The sequence below is a fragment of the Williamsia sp. DF01-3 genome, from assembly GCF_023051145.1.
GTDB lineage: Bacteria > Actinomycetota > Actinomycetes > Mycobacteriales > Mycobacteriaceae > Williamsia.
In genome coordinates, this window is sequence record NZ_JALKFS010000005.1 from 4,157,401 (window position 1) to 4,173,703 (window position 16,303).

The following is a 16,303-nucleotide window of genomic DNA, read 5'->3' on the forward strand; positions in this document are numbered from 1 at the left end:
ATGAAGGCACCCCCTACACAGTGATATTGCACACGTGTTAACGCAACACCATTGACTTCATCTGGATTCGTGAAAGTATTCACAAGCAACAGTGCGGAAACAATAACTACGCACGCATGAACTGACGGTTACGAGCGGCGCGAAGAAGCGCCTGAAGGAGCAGAGGGATGGACTGGCGTCACAACGCAATTTGTCGCGACGAGGACCCGGAGCTGTTCTTCCCGGTGGGAAACAGTGGCCCGGCCATCGCGCAGATTGCTGATGCGAAGCTCGTCTGCAACCGCTGCCCGGTTACAGCTGATTGCCTCACTTGGGCATTGGAGTCCGGACAGGACGCAGGCGTTTGGGGCGGAATGAGCGAAGACGAGCGGCGTGCGCTCAAGCGGCGTAACGCACGCAGTCGCACACGCAGTTCCGTATAGCCCGACCGGGGTGATCACAGCCCACTGATCACCCGGCAACAGACAACCCAACCCGGTGGCACACCAGCCACCGGGTTTGTGTTGTTTCAGGCTCAAAATGAAAGAGCGTCAGCGCTTTTCAGCGCAACGGAACGGTGAGCACGGCATCGGTACCACCATCGGTTCCGCTACGGAGCTCCAACGTGCCGGACAGCTCGATCTGCACCAGCGTGTGCACGATCTGCAACCCCAGCCGGTCAGACTTCTGCGGATCGAAGTCCGGCGGCAACCCGATCCCGTTGTCGTGCACCGTGATCACGAGTTCGCGGGTGGTGCGGGAGGTCTCGATCAAGACCAGGCCCGATTGTTCGGGCGCGAATCCGTGCTCGACCGCATTCTGGATCAGCTCGGTGAGCACCATCACCATCGGCATCGCGAGATCACTCTTCACCACACCGATCTTTCCGACCCGGCGGACAACAACGTCGCTGCCACCGGACGCCACATCCGCCATCACCGGGACGAGCTGGTCGATGGCGACGTCGAGATCGACCTCCTCATCCACGCTGCCCGAGAGCAATTCGTGAACCAGCGCGATCGAGGCGACCCGGCGCACCGCCTCGCCGAGCGCTTGCCGGGCCTCTTCGTTGGGGGTACGGCGGGCCTGCAGACGCAGCAGCGCCGACACACTTTGCAAGTTGTTCTTCACCCGGTGATGGATTTCGCGGATGGTCGCGTCTTTACTGATCAAGGCCAGGTCCCGGCGCTTGACCTCGGTGACGTCGCGCACAAGGATCACGGCTCCGACCAGTTCGCCGCGGGGCCGGAGCGGGACAGCGCGGATCAGCACCGTGGCACGGTGCGCGTCCGCCTCGATGCGCATGCCGGCGTGCCCTTCGGCGGCGGCGCGCAACATCGCAGCAGCTTCTTCGGATTCGAACGGATCGGTCAGCAGTGACACGGTCACATCGGCGAGGTTGTTGCCGCCGAGCTCGGACGTCCACCCCATCCGGTGATACGCGGACAGTGCGTTGGGACTCGCGTACTGCACGGCGCAGTGTTCGTCGACACGGATGAAACCGTCACCGGCGCGCGGCGTGGACAACCCTCTCGGGTTGCCCTCATTTTGCGGGAATGTGCCCTCAGACACCATCTGGCACAGGTCATTTGCGCAGTCCTGGTACGAGAGCTCGAGCGGTGACGGCAGCCTCGGCTGCGTCAGATTGATCGCCCGGGCGAGCACTCCGACAACCGACCCCTCGAACCTGACGGGCACCGCTTCACGCCGGATCGCCACCGATCCCACCCACGTCGGATCTTCTTCTCGCAAGATACGGCCACTGACCAGTGCGCCGAAGACCTGAGGATTCTCATCGACGGTGATCGATGTACCGACCACGTCGGACGGAAAGACGGTGGGCGCTGTGTTGGGGCGGCACTGGGCGACACAGACCATGTGGGTGGTGTCGCCGGACGTACCGTCGTCTGAGTTGTCGTGGGCCCGCTGCGAGTGAACCCACATCTGCAGGTCGGCGAACGACAGGTCGGCCAGCAACTGCCACTCGGCGACCACACGCTGCAGATGGCCGCCTGCGGCGCCGGAGAGCTCAGTGTGCTCGGCGAGCAGCTCGGACAGCGTCGACATCAGGACATACCCCGCTTGGTCGGAGTGTGAGCGGGGCGCACGTCAGTGTTGGTCGACATCACGACCGCGAGATCGGCAGTCAGTTGTCGATGACCGCGATGAGGTGCCCGGCCTGGATCACGTCGCCGACATTGACCTTGACCTCGGTCACCGTGCCCGCCTCTTCGGCGAGTACCGGGATCTCCATTTTCATCGACTCCAAGAGGACGATGGTGTCACCGGCTTCCACCGCCTGACCAGGGGTGACGACCACTTCGAGAACGCTCGCCACAATCTCTGCCACGACCTCTTCTGCCATGCCGTCCTCCCAAGTTGATGGTTCTGCGGTATCAACCTATCGCACGAAGACCGTCCGCGATTCTCGGCGGCGACCCCCTTCGTGTCACAATGGAGCGCTGTCGAAAGGAGACTGTCATGGGAAAACGTGGACGTAAGAAGCGGGCCCGCAAGAAGAACGCGGCCAACCACGGTAAGCGCCCCAACGCCTGAGCGTTGGGCGCTTCATCGAAGAGTGCCCGAAACAACAATCGATCCACTTATCCGAGGACGATCCGCTTGCACGGCGGACTGTCTTCAGATAAGTGGATCGTTTGCTTGTGGGGCCGTGTGTGGAGGAGCTACCCGCGGGTCTCGCGGACGATGACCGTCTTGCGGATCTCCAGGGTCAGGCGTTCGCGTAGGCCTTCTGGCGCCTGATCCCCACCGCATTTGCGGCTCACCAGACTCTTGAGCTGCTTCTCGATGCCGTAGTGCTCGAGGCATGGCGCGCACGAATCGATGTGCGTCTGCAGCCGCGCCCGCGCGTTCTGGTCGCACTCGTTGTCGAGCAGCAGCCAGACATCGGCGATCACCGCCGAACAGTCGAGCCGGTCGTTTTCGTCGATGGCCTCGTCGGCACGCGCGTCGCGTCCCACTCCATCGCCTGCATTCCCGGTACTCATCCGGCAACCTCCTGTTCGTGACCCTTGCGGCCACCGGCCGATCGGCCGCCAGTTCCTCTGTTGAATCCTCGCTCGCGAGCAACGTCGCCGAGCAGGTCGCGCAATTGCTTACGGCCCCGGTGCAATCGCGACATCACGGTCCCGATCGGGGTGTCCATGATCTCGGCGATCTCCTTGTAGGGCAGCCCTTCGACGTCCGCGTAGTACACGGCCATCCGGAAGTCCTCGGGCAGCTCCTGCAGAGCTGCCTTGATGTCGTCGTCCGGGAGGGCGTCCAGCGCCTCGATCTCGGCCGACCGCAGACCTGCCGACGTGTGCTCGGCGGTGGCCGCCAGCTGCCAGTCGGTGATCTCGTCGGTCGGGTACTGCGCGGGCTGTCGCTGCTTCTTGCGATAGCCGTTGATATACGTGTTGGTGAGAATCCGGTACAGCCACGCCTTCAGGTTGGTCCCGGCGCGGAACGACTTGAACGCGGTGAACGCCTTCACATACGTTTCCTGCACCAGATCTTCGGCATCGGCCGGATTACGGGTCATCCGCAGCGCGGCCCCATACATCTGATCGAGCAACGGCAGAGCGTCGCGCTCGAATCGCGCGTACTGCTCTTCCGGGGTCTCTGGGTGCTCTTCCGGTGTTTCGGCTTCGGTCACGACAATCCCTTCGAGACCTGCGGGAAAATCAGGTCTGTCGAGCAAGCCTACCGACCCGGTATCTGCTGAGTTGCTGTGCACACCACACCTCCTTCGCAGTAAAGAACACCATCACCGCGCACCTTGTTCCGGAAGACGTCAGGTTTCGCCCACCCTGGGCTTTATCAGTGACTCTCAGGGCACTCTCGTCACGACAACGGGGTGGCCGGACCGAACACCCGTCTCGGGCAGGACAATGGATCCCCATGGCAGCGACTTCGGCATTGCTGGCCCTGCAGACGGCAGGCATCGACCACCGCGTTCACAAATATTCGGCGAGTTCGGAGGGGGCCTGGGGTCCTGAGGCCGTCACGTTCATGACCGACGCGGTGGGCGCCGAACCCGACCAGATCTTCAAGACACTGGTGTTCGATGTGGCCGGCGCGCTGGCCGTGGCGGTCATCCCCGTTCCCACGCGGCTCTCGCTCAAGGCTGCCGCGGCCGCCCTGGGGCTCGGAGGCAAAGCAGCGATGGCCGAGCCGAAGGACGTCATGCGGGTCACCGGCTACGTCCTGGGCGGGGTGTCACCGATCGGTCAGCGCAGGCCGCTGCCCACCGTCGTCGACGAGACGGCCGAGCTGTGGCCTGTGGTGTTCTGCAGTGCGGGCAAACGCGGGCTCGAGATCGAGCTGTCCCCCGCCGACCTGATCGCCGTCACCGACGCCGTCGTCGCAGACATCACCACCTGAAGGCGCCGCGACTGTTGAACCGCTGAGAAACCGAGCTGCGCGGACCCTCAGAGCGGCTGGATCAGATCCGCACGATTGTTGCGGACGTTGTTCACGTCGGTGGACACCCGGTACGGCACCAAATGCGGCTCGGGCAGGGCCTCCAGCAGGTCTCGGGCCACATCGACCTTGCCGCTCGAGCAATCCAGCCAGTCGTCGCGCATGTCCGGGGTCACGATGACCGGCGTGCGGTCGTGGATGTGGCCCAGCGCATCCGCCGCGGGACGGGTGATCACCGTGGTGGTCCACAACCAACGGTCCGGATCATCCTTGGCCTTGCCCGGGTCGGGCCACAGTTCGTAGAGTCCCGCGAAACCGAGGATGGGGGTGTCGGGGTCGTGCAGGAAGAACGGCAGCTTCTTGCCGTCCTCGCCCTTGGTCCACTCGAAGAAGCCGGCCGCCGGCAAGATGCAACGGCGTTTCGCGGCGGCCCGTTTGAAAGAAGGCTTCTCGGTCAGCGTCTCCGATCGCGCGTTGATCATCCGACTGCCGATGGACGGGTCCTTGGCCCAACTCGGCACCAGTCCCCAGCGCAGCGCCCGCAACTGTCGCTGCACGGCGGGCTCGCCATCGGTGACATGGACCGACTCAGATCGCTCCGCCCGTTCGAGAACGGTCGGGACCGTCGTCGTCGGGGCCACGTTGTAGGACGGATTGTCGAGTTTGACCGCGTCCTCGGCGGCCAGAGCGGCGTCGAATGCGGCAACCAGATCTGATGTACTCGCCGTCGTGGCGTATCGCCCACACATACGGCCATTATCCCCCCGCGGGAGCGCTGACCGCGGCACCGACGCATGCCCGGTACGGGCGCACAAAAACCAGCGCCCCCTCGACAGGTCGAGAGGGCGCCGGTTCGGTCGGTATCAGGCGTTGGCTGCGTCCTGAACGATGGCGATCTGCTTGTTGAGTAGGTCCACCACTGCCGCCTCGTCGGCGCTGCCCCAGTGCCGGCGTCCTCTCCGATGAGCGTCACGTCGACGCTCACGGTGACACCGTCGACGTAGGCCCCGGTGGACCGGATGGTGAGCGGCAACGTGTCGGCACCCACGGTCGCGGTGCCGGTGCTCACCACGGTCTTCGCCGGGACAGTGGTGCCCTGGGGGTCCTCGAGCGAGTTCTCCATCTCGGCGACCAGCTGTGAACCATCCGGGAGGTCGTCGCGCATGGTCATCGCAGGGCAAGACGCGATGTCGTTCTCCAGCTCCTCGAAGGAACCGTCCTGCCCGAGGATGACCTGGGTTTCGATGGTGCTGCCGTCTTCGAGGTCGTACTTCACCTTCGCCCGGTCGAATTGCTTGCTGGCGTCGGTCTCATCGGCGATGTTGGCGCAGCCTGCAGGAGTGACCTCGGGATCGGACTCGTTGTCGGCTTCGATCGCGGCTTTGTCCATGACCACATATGTGCCGCCGCCAGGGAACTCCGACTCGGGCAGCATCAGGTCTTCGGCACGGGCGTCGAGTTCGGCGGCCGTGGGCTCCGAACTCGAGGACGTTTGCGCGCTCGCGGACGGATCCGCACTGTCCGACGAGTCGTCGGAGCACGCCGAGAGGGTCAAAACGGCTGCGGCACATAGTGCGACGAGCGCGGCGGGGCGAGTTGGGCGAAGGTTCATGGAAAGAACATAGCGGGCGAACAGCCACAAATTCCCGTCTTGTCAGCTATTCGGCAGACCACCTTCGGCCGACGGCGCCCCGAGGTCGCCTCGGACCATCGGACCTGCTGCGAAGGCATGAAAGACTGTCTGGGTGAATGCATGGAACGCCCCTCACGCTCCCGCGCCCGTCGACGCCGTTGTCACCCTCCCCGGCAGCAAGTCGATCACCAACCGGGCACTGGTGCTGGCGGCGCAGGCCGACGGTCCGTCGACACTGACCGGCACACTCCGCAGCCGTGACAGCGACCTGATGCTCGATGCGCTGGCCGAGCTCGGTGTCGGGGTCGACATCGATCCCGACGATCCCGCCACCGTCACCATCACCCCCGCGCCCATGCACAGCGGAAAGGTCGATTGTGGGCTGGCCGGCACGGTCATGCGGTTTGTTCCTCCGCTGGCTGCCCAGGCGGACGGCGTCGTGGAGTTCGACGGTGACGAACAGGCCCGCAGCCGGCCGCTGCACACCATCCTCGGGGCACTCCGCGACATCGGCGTCCAGGTCGCGGACGATTCCCTCCCGTTCACCATCACCGCGACCGGTTCGGTCCGCGGGGGCGAGGTGACCATCGACGCGTCGGCGTCCTCGCAGTTCGTCTCGGGCCTGCTGCTCAGTGCGGCCCGCTTCGACAACGGACTCACGATCCTCCACGTCGGTGACCCCGTCCCGTCGACCCCCCACATCACGATGACGATCGACATGCTGGCCACAGCCGGTGTCGCGGTGGACGTCTCGACCGCGAACCGTTGGCATGTGGCGCCGGCCACGGTCCGCGCCGTCGATTGGCAGATCGAGCCCGACCTGTCGAACGCCGCGGCCTTCCTCGCCGCCGCTGCCGCCACCGGCGGCACGATCTCAGTTCCCCGGTGGCCGGTGACGACCACCCAGCCAGGCGCGGTGATCGTCCAGATCCTCGAGGCGATGGGATGCCGCAGCCAGAACCGAGACGGCGTTCTCTCGATCACCGGACCCACTGCGCTGCAGGGTATCTCATGGGACATGAGCGCCGTCGGCGAACTGACCCCGACGGTCGCCGCACTGTGCGCCCTCGCGGAAGGACCTTCGACACTCTCCGGCATCGCCCATCTGCGGGGCCATGAGACCGACCGCCTCGCGGCATTGACCGCCGAGATCAACCGGCTGGGTGGGCGGTGCAGCGAAACCCCCGACGGTCTTGTCATCGAGCCCAGGACCCTGCACGGCGGGACCTGGCGTGCGTACGCCGATCACCGGATGGCCACCGCGGGCGCTCTTGTCGGTCTGGTCACCGAGGGCGTCTCGGTGGACGACATCGGCACCACCGCCAAGACACTCCCCGACTTCCCGGCGATGTGGGCGAGGATGATCAACGCTTGAGCAAGCGGCAGTACGACGAGACCGATGTCCGGGTACGCCCGGGCCGGGGCACTCGGCCACGCACCAAAACCCGTCCGACACATGAGGATGCCGAGACGGCCATGGTGGTCTCCGTGGATCGCGGACGGTGGGGATGCGTACTCGTCGACGACCCCGACACCAGAGTTGTCTGCATGCGCGCCCGCGAACTCGGCCGCACCCCCATCGTGGTCGGTGACGACGTCTCGGTGGTGGGCGACCTGTCCGGCAAAGCGGACACCCTGGCGCGCATCGTCCGGGTGGCACCGCGACGAACTGTGTTGCGGCGCACGGCCGATGACACCGATCCGTACGAGCGCATCGTGGTGGCCAACGCCGAGCAACTGCTGATCGTCACCGCCCTCGCCGACCCACCGCCACGTACCGGATTCGTCGAACGAGCCCTGGCCGCAGCCTATGTCGGCGGCCTCACCCCGGTACTGTGCCTGACCAAAGGGGACCTGGCCGACCCCGAATCCTTTCGGGCGGCGTTCGCCGACCTCGACCTGCCGGTTCTGATCGCCGGGCGGGACGATCCCATCGAACCCGCGCAGGAACTGTTGCAGGGCAAGCTGACCGCCTTGATCGGGCACAGCGGCGTCGGCAAATCCACGCTCGTGAACAGACTGGTTCCCGACGCATACCGCGCAACCGCGGTGGTGTCAGGTGTGGGCAAGGGCGGCACACCTCGACACAGTCGGTGGTACTGCCGTTGCCTGGCGGCGGATGGGTGGTCGACACTCCCGGCATCCGCTCGTTCGGGCTCGCCCACATCGGCCCGGAGGACGTCATCAAGGCCTTCGACGACCTGGCCGTCGCCATCGAGGCCTGTCCCCGTGGTTGCACCCACCTCGGTCCGCCCGCGGACCCCGAATGCGCTCTGGACGCGCTCGAGGGCCAGCACCACCGCCGCGCCATGGCTGTGCGCGAACTGCTGGCCGCGTTGAGCGTGGCCAACCACTGGGACTAGGCGCGTAACTGCTTTGCGCGGGCCCTGCGCCGTGAACGCGCCTCGGCGAGAGCGGTTTTGAGGCCTTCCCGCTTGTCGGCGGCGAGCCGTCGACCACTGACAGCAGCGGCGCCACGCAGGCCGGCGAACTTCTTCTCGGAGGCGGTTTCCGGAGCATCGTCGGCGGTGTCGACGAGTAGACCGTCGGGCAGCGCCAGCTTGCAGATGGTCCGGAACGTCAACCAGTACTGATTCGGCAACGACCCCGTGGTGTACGGCAGGTCGTACTTCTCGCACAGCTCGCGGATCCGGACACCGATCTCCGCGTAGCGATTCGACGGCAGATCAGGAAAGAGGTGGTGTTCGATCTGGTAGCAGAGATTGCCGCTCATGAACGCCATCGCCGGGCCGGCATTGAAATTGGCGGTGCCGAGCATCTGCCGCAGGTACCACTGGCCGTGCGTCTCGTCGATCAACGTTTCCTCGTTGAACTTCTCGGCGCCATCGGGGAAGTGACCACAGAAGATGACAAGGTACGCCCAGAAGTTACGAACCAGGTTGGCCGTCAGATTGGCGGTGAGGGTACGACGAGCAGCCTTGCCCGACAGCAGCGGGAAGATCACATAGTCCTTGGCCAGCTGCTTGGCGACCTTCTTCGAGAAGTCCTTGATCTGCGGGACCGCAATCTCTTTCGGCTTGTTCCCCGCCAGGTACTCGCGGATCTCCAAGTCGTGCAGACCGATTCCCCACTCGAAGGTGGCAGCGAGGAACAGGTTGATGAACGGTTGGGGCAGGTGCTTCCACTGCCAAGGTTCGTCGCGCGTCACTCGCAGCACCCGGTAGCCCACGTCGTGATCCATGCCGACAACATTCGTGTACTTGTGATGGATGTAGTTGTGCGAGTGCTTCCAGTGGGTCGAAGCGCACACCATGTCCCACTCCCACGACGTGGAGTGCACCTCCGGGTCGTTCATCCAATCCCATTGGCCGTGCATGACATTGTGGCCGAGTTCCATGTTCTCGATGATCTTGGCGACCGAGAGCATGGCCGTTCCGCCGAGCCACAGCAGCCGGTTGCGGCTTCCCAGCAGTGCCAGCCGACCGCCGACCTCCAGGAATCGCTGTGCGGCGATGGTGCGCCGCAGATACTTGGCATCGCGCTCGCCGCGGTCGGATTCGATCTCGCGTCGCAGTGCATCGAGCTCGTTGCCGAGTGCCTCGACGTCGGCTTCGGTCAGATGCGCATACGCGTTGATGTCAGTGATTGCCATCGCGCCTTGTAACTCCTTGTCGGCGTTGTCCACCGGATGAAGCCGGCGTGGACTGGTGGTGTTCCACCATTGTCCACGCCGGGGTTGTCGGGGGCGACCCGGTACGTTCAGGCAGCCCTGACGCCGTCGGTCTGAGTGCGTTTACGGATGGAGATCACCGGTGAACGGCGACCGCGAAGACTGTTGATCGCACTGCGCAATCCACGGCGGCGGCCTGTAGCCGGGTCGATCTCGGCGACGAGTCGCTGCTCGGGATGCGACTTGAAGCGTCGTTCGGACGCCGTTTCAGGTGCGTCGTCGGTGGTCGCCTTGAGGTACTTGTTCGGTAGCGACAGTTTGGCGATGGTGCGCCAGGACTTCGCGTACTGCACCAGGAACGGGCCCGTGGTGTACGGCAGGTCGTACTTCTCGCACAGTTCGCGAACCCGTACGGAGATCTCCGCGAGCCGGTTGCTCGGCAGATCGGGGAACAGGTGGTGCTCGATCTGGTAGCAGAGATTGCCGCTCATGAAGGCGAGGGGTTTGCCCGCATGGAAGTTGGCGCTGCCCAGCATCTGCCGCAAGTACCACTGCGCCTGGGTCTCGTTCTCCATGTCCTGCTTGGTGAACTTCTCTGCCCCATCGGGAAAGTGACCGCAGAAGATCACTGCGTTGGTCCAGATGTTGCGGATGGTGTTGCCGGCGAGCGTGGCGGTCATCGCCCGTCCCCAGCTCGTCCACGAGCGGTTGGCCGCGCCGGCCAGCGCCGGGTACACGACGTAGTCCTTGCTGATCTGCCGGCCCACCTTGATGCCGACGTCTTTGAGGTCCTTCTTGAACTCGTCGGGGTTGGGGTGTTTGCCCGCGGCGACACGGCCGAGTTCGAGGTGCTGGACGGCGACGCCGTACTGGAAGAACAGCATGAGGAGCGTGTTGTAGGCCAGGTTGCCCAGGTTGAACGGCTTCCACCGCTGATCCCGGGTCACACGGATCAATCCGTAGCCCACATCGTCGTCCATCCCCAGCACGTTTGTGTACTTGTGGTGGATGAAGTTGTGCGTGTGCTTCCAGTGGGCGGATGGACCGGTGTTGTCCCATTCCCAACTGGTCGAGTGCACTTCCGGATCGTTCATCCAGTCCCATTGACCGTGCATCACGTTGTGGCCGAGTTCCATGTTCTCGACGATCTTGGAGACGCCCAGGGCGCCGGCACCGAGTGCCCACAGCTTGCGATCGCGGGCGCCGAACAGCAGCGCGCGGCCCGTCAGCTCCATGCCGCGCTGGAAACGAATGGTGTTGCGGAGGTACTTGGCGTCCTTCTCGCCACGGACGGATTCGATGTCGCGACGGATCGCATCGAGTTCCGCGCCGAGCGCTTCGACATCGGCGTCGGTCAGGTGGGCGTACTCGGGGATGTCAGCTATTGCCATCTGGGTCATACCTCTCTTCTCGAAGATTGGGGGAGGCCGAACCGGATCGAGAGAGCAACCTACGGGAACGTAACTTACGCAATCGTAGGTTCCGATCCCGAGGCTGTCCAGTGCGGTGAGACTCAGGTCACGCAGGCGCAAATACCCGGAACGCGGCGATGGCGGGCTATAGTTGACGGGTACTCCGCGCCATATGCGCGGAACCGTCGTGGAACTGCTTCCTCGCACCGTCGCACCCGAAGAGATTCGATGCGCAACATGTGCGAGTTGATCAACCCCACCGAGCTTTCACACGGCGATCGTTACTGCCCACCGAATGGTGGCCGAGATATTCGGCCCTGATCAGCGGCAGTCGCGCCAACCAGCGGTGAATCGAGCTCGGAGCACCGCGTAACACGGAAAACGTGATCTTTTGATGACTTCTGTATCCAGTCCTGCCTCAACGACTTTCGCCGACCTCGGCGTTCCCCCGCGCCTGGTCAAGGTGCTCACCGCCGGCGGCATCACCGCCCCGTTCCCCATCCAGGCCGACACGCTGCCCGACAGTCTCTCCGGTCGCGACGTACTCGGTCGCGGAAAGACGGGTAGTGGCAAGACCCTCGCTTTCGCCATTCCGCTGGTCGCCCGTCTGTCTGCGGGAAGCCCCGCAGGAGCCGGCCGCCCCCGCGGACTGATCCTGGCGCCCACCCGCGAACTGGCGACCCAGATCACCGCTGTCGTGCAGCCGATGGCCTCGGCCCTCGGACTCACCGTGACGACCATTTTCGGTGGCGTACCGCAGGGTCGTCAGGCCTCCGCGTTGCGCGCCGGAGTGGACATCGTCGTGGCCTGCCCGGGCCGCCTCGAAGACCTCATGCGCCAGCGTCTGGTCCGTCTGGACCGCGTCGAAATCTCCATCCTCGACGAGGCCGACCACATGGCCGACCTCGGTTTCCTCCCCGGCGTCACCCGCATCCTCACCGCCACCCCCGAGGGCGGACAGCGACTGCTGTTCTCGGCCACCCTCGACAACGGTGTCGACAAGCTGGTCAAGCGTTTCCTGAACCAGCCGGTCATGCACTCGGTCGACGAGGCCACCTCGCACGTATCCGCGATGACCCACCACATCTTCGAGGTCTCCGGGCAGGACTCCAAGAAGGGCGTCGTCTTCGCACTCGCCTCAGGGCGTGGTCGCCGGATCCTGTTCATGCGCACCAAGCATCAGGCCCGCAAGCTCGCCAAACAGCTGACCGACGCCGGCATTCCCAGCGTCGACCTTCACGGCAACCTGTCGCAGGGTGCTCGTGACCGCAACCTGCTCGCCTTCTCCAGCGGTAAGGCCCGTGTGCTCGTCGCCACCGACGTCGCGGCACGCGGCGTGCACGTGGACGACGTCGAATTGGTTGTGCACGTGGATCCGCCCACCGAGCACAAGGCATACCTCCACCGTTCGGGCCGTACGGCTCGCGCAGGCAGTGCCGGCGACGTGGTGACCCTGACCCTTCCTGAACAGCGTCGCGACATGTCGCAATTGCTGCGCAAGGCGGCGATCAAGGCCACCCCGATCCGGGTGACCGCCGATTCCGAGCAGCTCAAGACCCTCGTCGGCGAACCGGCCGACCTGGTTGCGCCGCCTGCCGTGAGCAACGTGCCGAACCGGACCGCCAAGGCGCCGGGCAGCCGCTCGGCCGGATCACGTCGTCCTCGCCCCACCGCCAACGGCTCCGCGCCGTATGAGGGTCGTGGCCGTGGACAGAGCGCACGGTCCGAGGGTGGCCGCGCAGAGAACGGCCGCACCCGCGGCCACACCGGCCAGGGCGGCAGCCGTCGCACCAGCACCTCCAGCCGGACCGGGTCCGCGCGCTAGAGGCTCACCGCACTTCCCGACCCCCGATGATGTGCCCTTCTGGCGAACAAACCTCCAGGTGAGTTCCGCCAGAACAGCACATCATCGGGGGTCGGTGTGCGTTCTACGGGTCAGACCTCGAGGGTGCAATCCCCCGCCGCGACGCTGACGCAGGTCTGAACTCGTTCTCCCTCTACGTGCTCGGCGCCGCTGCGCAGATCTCGCACGCAACCCTTTTCGAGCATCACCACACAGCTCTGGCAGATACCCATTCGACAGCCGAACGGCATCTGCACGCCCGCATCCTCACCGGCCGTCATCAGTGTGGTGGCACCGTCCACGGTCGCCGTCTTACCGGTGCGAGAAAACGTCACCGTGCCACCCTCGGCACCGACCTCGCCACGCTCCAACGCGAACCGCTCGATGTGCAGGTGGTCCCGCAGACCCGCCTGGGTCCACTTGTGGGTCAGCGAATCCAGCAGAGCGGCCGGACCGCAGGCCCAGGTCTGGCGGGACGCCCAATCCGGGCACAGATCGTCGAGACGCTCGATGTCCACCTTGCCCTCGCTGCGGGTGAACTGGATATGGGCGCCGAGCAGTCCGCTCGCCCGCATCGATTCGAGTTCGGGGCCGAACATCAGGTCATCCGCCGTCGGCACGGAATGGATCAGCCGCACATCGGTGTGCTGGTGGCGCGACTCCATCGTGCGCAGCATCGACATGATCGGGGTGATGCCGCTGCCGGCGGTCACGAACAGCAGCTTCTCGGGCAGGTCGGCGGGAAGGACGAACTCACCCTGGGGTGGCGCGAGCCGGACCACAGTGCCCGGCGCCAGGCCCCGAACCAGGTGCCCGGAGAGGAAACCCTCGGCCATCGCCTTGACGGTGATCGTGACCACCCGGCTTCGGGCACCGCCCGAGGTCTGCGGCACCGACGTCAGAGAATACGAACGCCAGGTCCAGCGACCCTCGACGAGCACCCCGATCCCCATGTACTGCCCAGGAAGGTAGTTGAACGAGAATCCCCAGCCCGGCTTGATGACGATGGTGGCCGAGTCCGGCGTCTCCGGCCGGACCTCCACGATCTTGCCGCGCAGCTCACGCGCTGACCACAGTGGGTTCGCGAGGTGCAGATAGTCGTCCGGCAACAACGGGGTGGTGATCCTTGCCGCCACCGCTCGGACGGTGTTGGCCGCCCGGTTGCTGCTGGCGATGCCCCGCACCGGTGCCTCGAAACGTTCTCGCCAACCCATCTGAAGTGCCTCCATTCGACTGCCGCCGTCAATTCTCGGGCGCTAACTTACGCAACCGTAGGTTACGCGTCGAACGGGCGCACAGGGAGGTCGGCGCGAGCGCGCCTAGAGCAGCTCCAGCAGGAACGGAAGCTCTTGCGTTGCATACCAACCCAGGTCGAAATCTTCGACATCGCCGATCGCCAGCTCGGAGTCCTCGTCGCCGAGGTCGGCCGAGTCCACCAACCCGGCAGCCCGGACCACCTTGTCCTCGGCTTCACCACCGTCGATGAGGACAGACGCGATCGCCGAGCGGTCCACCACCGGTGGCACCTTGATCACTGCCACGTCGAGGTCGGGCCGCAATGTCACCTCGTCGACGTCGGCGGCGATCACCACACGCCTGGCGGGTAGCTGGGCCTGTCCGTCTTCGTCGGACCGATCGTCGTCCTCTGCTGCCAGCAACCGCAGCGACGCCCTGGCTGCCTCACGGATGGCCGCTTCGGCGAGTTCCTCGTCGTCACCGTCGTGATACGACTCTCGCAGCGCCGGGGTCAGCGCGAATGCCGTACCGCCGACCGGCCGGAACTCACCGGACTGGTTGAGTTCGAACAGCATCGACAACGTGGCGGGCAAATAGATTCTCATGTGACCTTTCTCGAGGGACCGGCACGGGCTCAGCGCGCGCCGGAGAGCAGTTCGTCGAACGAGTCGGTGAGGTACTCCGTCATGGCGCCGAGATCCCACATCACGCCGCGATCGGCATTGAGGCCGAAGTAGATCCGGCCGTTGTACGACGTGAGGCCGACGGCCAGCGCACGGTTGCGCACCAGGACCGGAACCGGGTGGATCGCCAGGATCTCGTTGCCCCCGAGGTATTGCGCGGTCCTCGGACCCCTGGCGATCGTGATGGGCAGATTGAACGACCGGCGCGACAGCGAGGCTGTCGCGCGCGCGCTCATCACGTGGAAGGTTGCCGGCCCGATCTCGGGTATCCAGGGTTCCACGCCCACCGATCCCCGTCGGCCCGACTGCGAGTGCCGTTCGGCCAGCTGCGCGACCTGCGAGAGCCGAACGGCCGGGTTCGGCTCTCCCACAGGAAGATCCGTGACGAACCCATGCAGACCGCCTGCCATCCATTCGGCCGATGTGGCCAGGCCGCGGGCATCGATCTCGGCGTCGGACTCCGCCGCGTCGTTGTCGACCGGATACGCCGAGAGCGGGACCATCGCTCGGATGGTCTCGACCTGGTCGACAGCCTGCTCACGGGAGAGCAGCCACCGCCGGATGGCCCCCGCGATGGCAGCGAGGATCACGTCGTTGGGTTGGCAGCTGTACCGCTCGGCGATGTCCACGCAGTCCTCGACCGCGAACGAGGCGACCGTGAAACGACGGGTGGGCGCCGTCGCACCGTTGAGTGGACTCGCGGGCGCAGTACTGGCCGCCATCTTCATCACCGTCTCCACCCTGCGCGCCGTCGCCGTGACGGCCTGGCCCAACCAGGTCACCTGGTTGGTGGCGGCCCGCACCTGGTCGACCATCTCCCAAGGTCGGGTGATGACGTCGGTGATCGCTCCGACCACCAGCTCGCCACTGCTCGGCTCGCGGTCGGGAAGCCAGAGATCCTCGGGCATCTGGGCGGGTTCACGGGTGTCGTCGACGATGACCTGGTTGATCTCCAACGCTTCATGCCCGTCGACCAGCGCCCGGTGGGTCTTGGTGAGGATGGCCATCCGATCGTCCGCCAGACCCTCCACGAGGTACATCTCCCACAGCGGCCGGCTGCGCTCGAGCGGTCGCGACATCAGGCGCGCGACGAGGTCGTGCAACTGATCATCGGCACCGGGACTCGGCAGAGCCGAGCGTCGCACGTGATAGGTGATGTCGAACTCGCGGTCGTCGACCCACACCGGGCGCGCCAGCCCCAGCGTGACCTCGCGGATCTTCTGGCGGTATCGCGGTACCAGTTGGAGCCGGCACTCCACCGTGGTCAGCAGACTTGCGTAGTCCAGTCCCCCAGGGCGACGTTCCAGGATCAGGAGTGATCCGACCTGCGTGGTGGTGCCGCGCTCATCGAGGTAGTAGTACATCGAGTCCTGGGGCGACAGCCGATTCACAGTTCGATGCTAGCCGTCGGTGGCCGAACGGGCCCACCTGTCCGCCACGCCGGCGTTGCGGCGTCGTGGC

At 65.3% G+C, this 16,303-nt stretch carries 16 protein-coding genes and 1 pseudogene; 7 read left to right on the forward strand and 10 right to left on the reverse strand.

What is annotated here, in order from left to right:
* Positions 1–167: 167 nt before the first annotated feature.
* Positions 168–422, forward strand: a complete 255-nt coding sequence (locus MVA47_RS21720; RefSeq protein WP_023955875.1) for a WhiB family transcriptional regulator — start codon at positions 168–170, stop codon at positions 420–422.
* Positions 423–540: 118 nt separating this feature from the next.
* Here the strand turns inward: MVA47_RS21720 and MVA47_RS21725 are convergent, their stop codons facing one another.
* Both MVA47_RS21725 and MVA47_RS21730 read right to left on the reverse strand, forming a co-directional pair.
* The gene (locus MVA47_RS21725) at positions 541–2,046 is read right to left on the reverse strand and encodes a sensor histidine kinase (RefSeq protein ID WP_247209842.1); all 1,506 of its coding nucleotides are present in this window, start codon (positions 2,044–2,046) and stop codon (positions 541–543) included.
* 79 nt (positions 2,047–2,125) lie between these two features.
* The gene (locus MVA47_RS21730) at positions 2,126–2,344 is read right to left on the reverse strand and encodes a biotin/lipoyl-binding carrier protein (RefSeq protein ID WP_030164534.1); all 219 of its coding nucleotides are present in this window, start codon (positions 2,342–2,344) and stop codon (positions 2,126–2,128) included.
* A 116-nt stretch (positions 2,345–2,460) separates the two neighbouring features.
* Here MVA47_RS21730 and MVA47_RS27325 point away from each other — a divergent pair, with 116 nt between their 5' ends.
* Positions 2,461–2,535: a 50S ribosomal protein bL37 gene (locus MVA47_RS27325; protein WP_369758845.1), complete on the forward strand. Its 75-nt coding sequence runs from the start codon at positions 2,461–2,463 to the stop codon at positions 2,533–2,535.
* Between the two features lie 128 nt (positions 2,536–2,663).
* Here the strand turns inward: MVA47_RS27325 and rsrA are convergent, their stop codons facing one another.
* A complete protein-coding gene (gene rsrA, locus MVA47_RS21735) occupies positions 2,664–2,987 on the reverse strand; it encodes a mycothiol system anti-sigma-R factor (RefSeq protein ID WP_081906631.1) in 324 nt (107 codons plus the stop codon).
* Positions 2,984–3,643 carry a sigma-70 family RNA polymerase sigma factor gene (locus MVA47_RS21740; protein ID WP_165842425.1) on the reverse strand — a complete coding sequence of 220 codons (660 nt, stop codon included), beginning with the start codon at positions 3,641–3,643 and terminating at the stop codon, positions 2,984–2,986. Before MVA47_RS21740 ends, rsrA begins: the two co-directional genes overlap by 4 nt.
* 239 nt (positions 3,644–3,882) lie before the next feature.
* Here MVA47_RS21740 and MVA47_RS21745 point away from each other — a divergent pair, with 239 nt between their 5' ends.
* Positions 3,883–4,365 (forward strand): YbaK/EbsC family protein, encoded by a 483-nt coding sequence (locus MVA47_RS21745; protein WP_247209843.1) that lies wholly within the window; start codon positions 3,883–3,885, stop codon positions 4,363–4,365.
* 47 nt (positions 4,366–4,412) lie between these two features.
* On the opposite strand, the gene MVA47_RS21750 is transcribed toward MVA47_RS21745, so the two are convergent.
* Complete coding sequence (locus tag MVA47_RS21750; protein ID WP_247209844.1) at positions 4,413–5,153, reverse strand: SOS response-associated peptidase; 741 nt, start codon at positions 5,151–5,153, stop codon at positions 4,413–4,415.
* A 273-nt stretch (positions 5,154–5,426) separates the two neighbouring features.
* Here MVA47_RS21750 and MVA47_RS21755 point away from each other — a divergent pair, with 273 nt between their 5' ends.
* The 3 genes and pseudogenes from MVA47_RS21755 (at position 5,427) to rsgA (ending at position 8,400) form a co-directional block, all read left to right on the forward strand.
* Positions 5,427–6,029 carry a hypothetical protein gene (locus MVA47_RS21755; RefSeq protein WP_247209845.1) on the forward strand — a complete coding sequence of 201 codons (603 nt, stop codon included), beginning with the start codon at positions 5,427–5,429 and terminating at the stop codon, positions 6,027–6,029.
* A 120-nt stretch (positions 6,030–6,149) separates the two neighbouring features.
* A complete protein-coding gene (gene aroA, locus MVA47_RS21760; protein WP_247209846.1) occupies positions 6,150–7,412 on the forward strand; it encodes a 3-phosphoshikimate 1-carboxyvinyltransferase in 1,263 nt (420 codons plus the stop codon).
* A pseudogene (rsgA, locus tag MVA47_RS21765) lies at positions 7,409–8,400 on the forward strand (ribosome small subunit-dependent GTPase A). Before aroA ends, rsgA begins: the two are co-directional and overlap by 4 nt.
* Here rsgA and MVA47_RS21770 read toward each other — a convergent pair.
* On the reverse strand, positions 8,397–9,650 hold the full coding sequence (locus MVA47_RS21770; protein WP_247209847.1) for an acyl-CoA desaturase: 1,254 nt from the start codon (positions 9,648–9,650) through the stop codon (positions 8,397–8,399). The pseudogene rsgA and the gene MVA47_RS21770 overlap by 4 nt on opposite strands.
* A gap of 107 nt (positions 9,651–9,757) precedes the next feature.
* Positions 9,758–11,059 carry a fatty acid desaturase gene (locus tag MVA47_RS21775; RefSeq protein ID WP_247209848.1) on the reverse strand — a complete coding sequence of 434 codons (1,302 nt, stop codon included), beginning with the start codon at positions 11,057–11,059 and terminating at the stop codon, positions 9,758–9,760.
* Positions 11,060–11,474: 415 nt separating this feature from the next.
* Here MVA47_RS21775 and MVA47_RS21780 point away from each other — a divergent pair, with 415 nt between their 5' ends.
* A complete protein-coding gene (locus MVA47_RS21780) occupies positions 11,475–12,905 on the forward strand; it encodes a DEAD/DEAH box helicase (protein WP_247209849.1) in 1,431 nt (476 codons plus the stop codon).
* A gap of 110 nt (positions 12,906–13,015) precedes the next feature.
* Here the strand turns inward: MVA47_RS21780 and MVA47_RS21785 are convergent, their stop codons facing one another.
* The 3 genes from MVA47_RS21785 to MVA47_RS21795 form a co-directional block, all read right to left on the reverse strand.
* Positions 13,016–14,137, reverse strand: a complete 1,122-nt coding sequence (locus MVA47_RS21785) for a ferredoxin reductase (RefSeq protein WP_247211007.1) — start codon at positions 14,135–14,137, stop codon at positions 13,016–13,018.
* A 105-nt stretch (positions 14,138–14,242) separates the two neighbouring features.
* The gene (locus MVA47_RS21790) at positions 14,243–14,764 is read right to left on the reverse strand and encodes a hypothetical protein (protein WP_247209850.1); all 522 of its coding nucleotides are present in this window, start codon (positions 14,762–14,764) and stop codon (positions 14,243–14,245) included.
* 29 nt (positions 14,765–14,793) lie between these two features.
* Positions 14,794–16,233 (reverse strand): wax ester/triacylglycerol synthase family O-acyltransferase, encoded by a 1,440-nt coding sequence (locus tag MVA47_RS21795; RefSeq protein ID WP_308280585.1) that lies wholly within the window; start codon positions 16,231–16,233, stop codon positions 14,794–14,796.
* Positions 16,234–16,303: the final 70 nt, after the last annotated feature.

Bases quoted from the DNA above. Each gene is read 5' to 3' on its own strand.
- MVA47_RS21775 (WP_247209848.1), bottom strand. From the start codon at position 11,059: ATGGCAATAGCTGACATCCCCGAGTACGCCCACCTGACCGACGCCGAT.
- rsrA (WP_081906631.1), bottom strand. From the start codon at position 2,987: ATGAGTACCGGGAATGCAGGCGATGGAGTGGGACGCGACGCGCGTGCC.
- MVA47_RS21780 (WP_247209849.1), top strand. From the start codon at position 11,475: ATGACTTCTGTATCCAGTCCTGCCTCAACGACTTTCGCCGACCTCGGC.
- MVA47_RS21745 (WP_247209843.1), top strand. From the start codon at position 3,883: ATGGCAGCGACTTCGGCATTGCTGGCCCTGCAGACGGCAGGCATCGAC.
- MVA47_RS21790 (WP_247209850.1), bottom strand. From the start codon at position 14,764: ATGAGAATCTATTTGCCCGCCACGTTGTCGATGCTGTTCGAACTCAAC.
- MVA47_RS21785 (WP_247211007.1), bottom strand. From the start codon at position 14,137: ATGGGTTGGCGAGAACGTTTCGAGGCACCGGTGCGGGGCATCGCCAGC.
- MVA47_RS21720 (WP_023955875.1), top strand. From the start codon at position 168: ATGGACTGGCGTCACAACGCAATTTGTCGCGACGAGGACCCGGAGCTG.
- MVA47_RS21770 (WP_247209847.1), bottom strand. From the start codon at position 9,650: ATGGCAATCACTGACATCAACGCGTATGCGCATCTGACCGAAGCCGAC.
- MVA47_RS21730 (WP_030164534.1), bottom strand. From the start codon at position 2,344: ATGGCAGAAGAGGTCGTGGCAGAGATTGTGGCGAGCGTTCTCGAAGTG.
- MVA47_RS21750 (WP_247209844.1), bottom strand. From the start codon at position 5,153: ATGTGTGGGCGATACGCCACGACGGCGAGTACATCAGATCTGGTTGCC.
- MVA47_RS21725 (WP_247209842.1), bottom strand. From the start codon at position 2,046: ATGTCGACGCTGTCCGAGCTGCTCGCCGAGCACACTGAGCTCTCCGGC.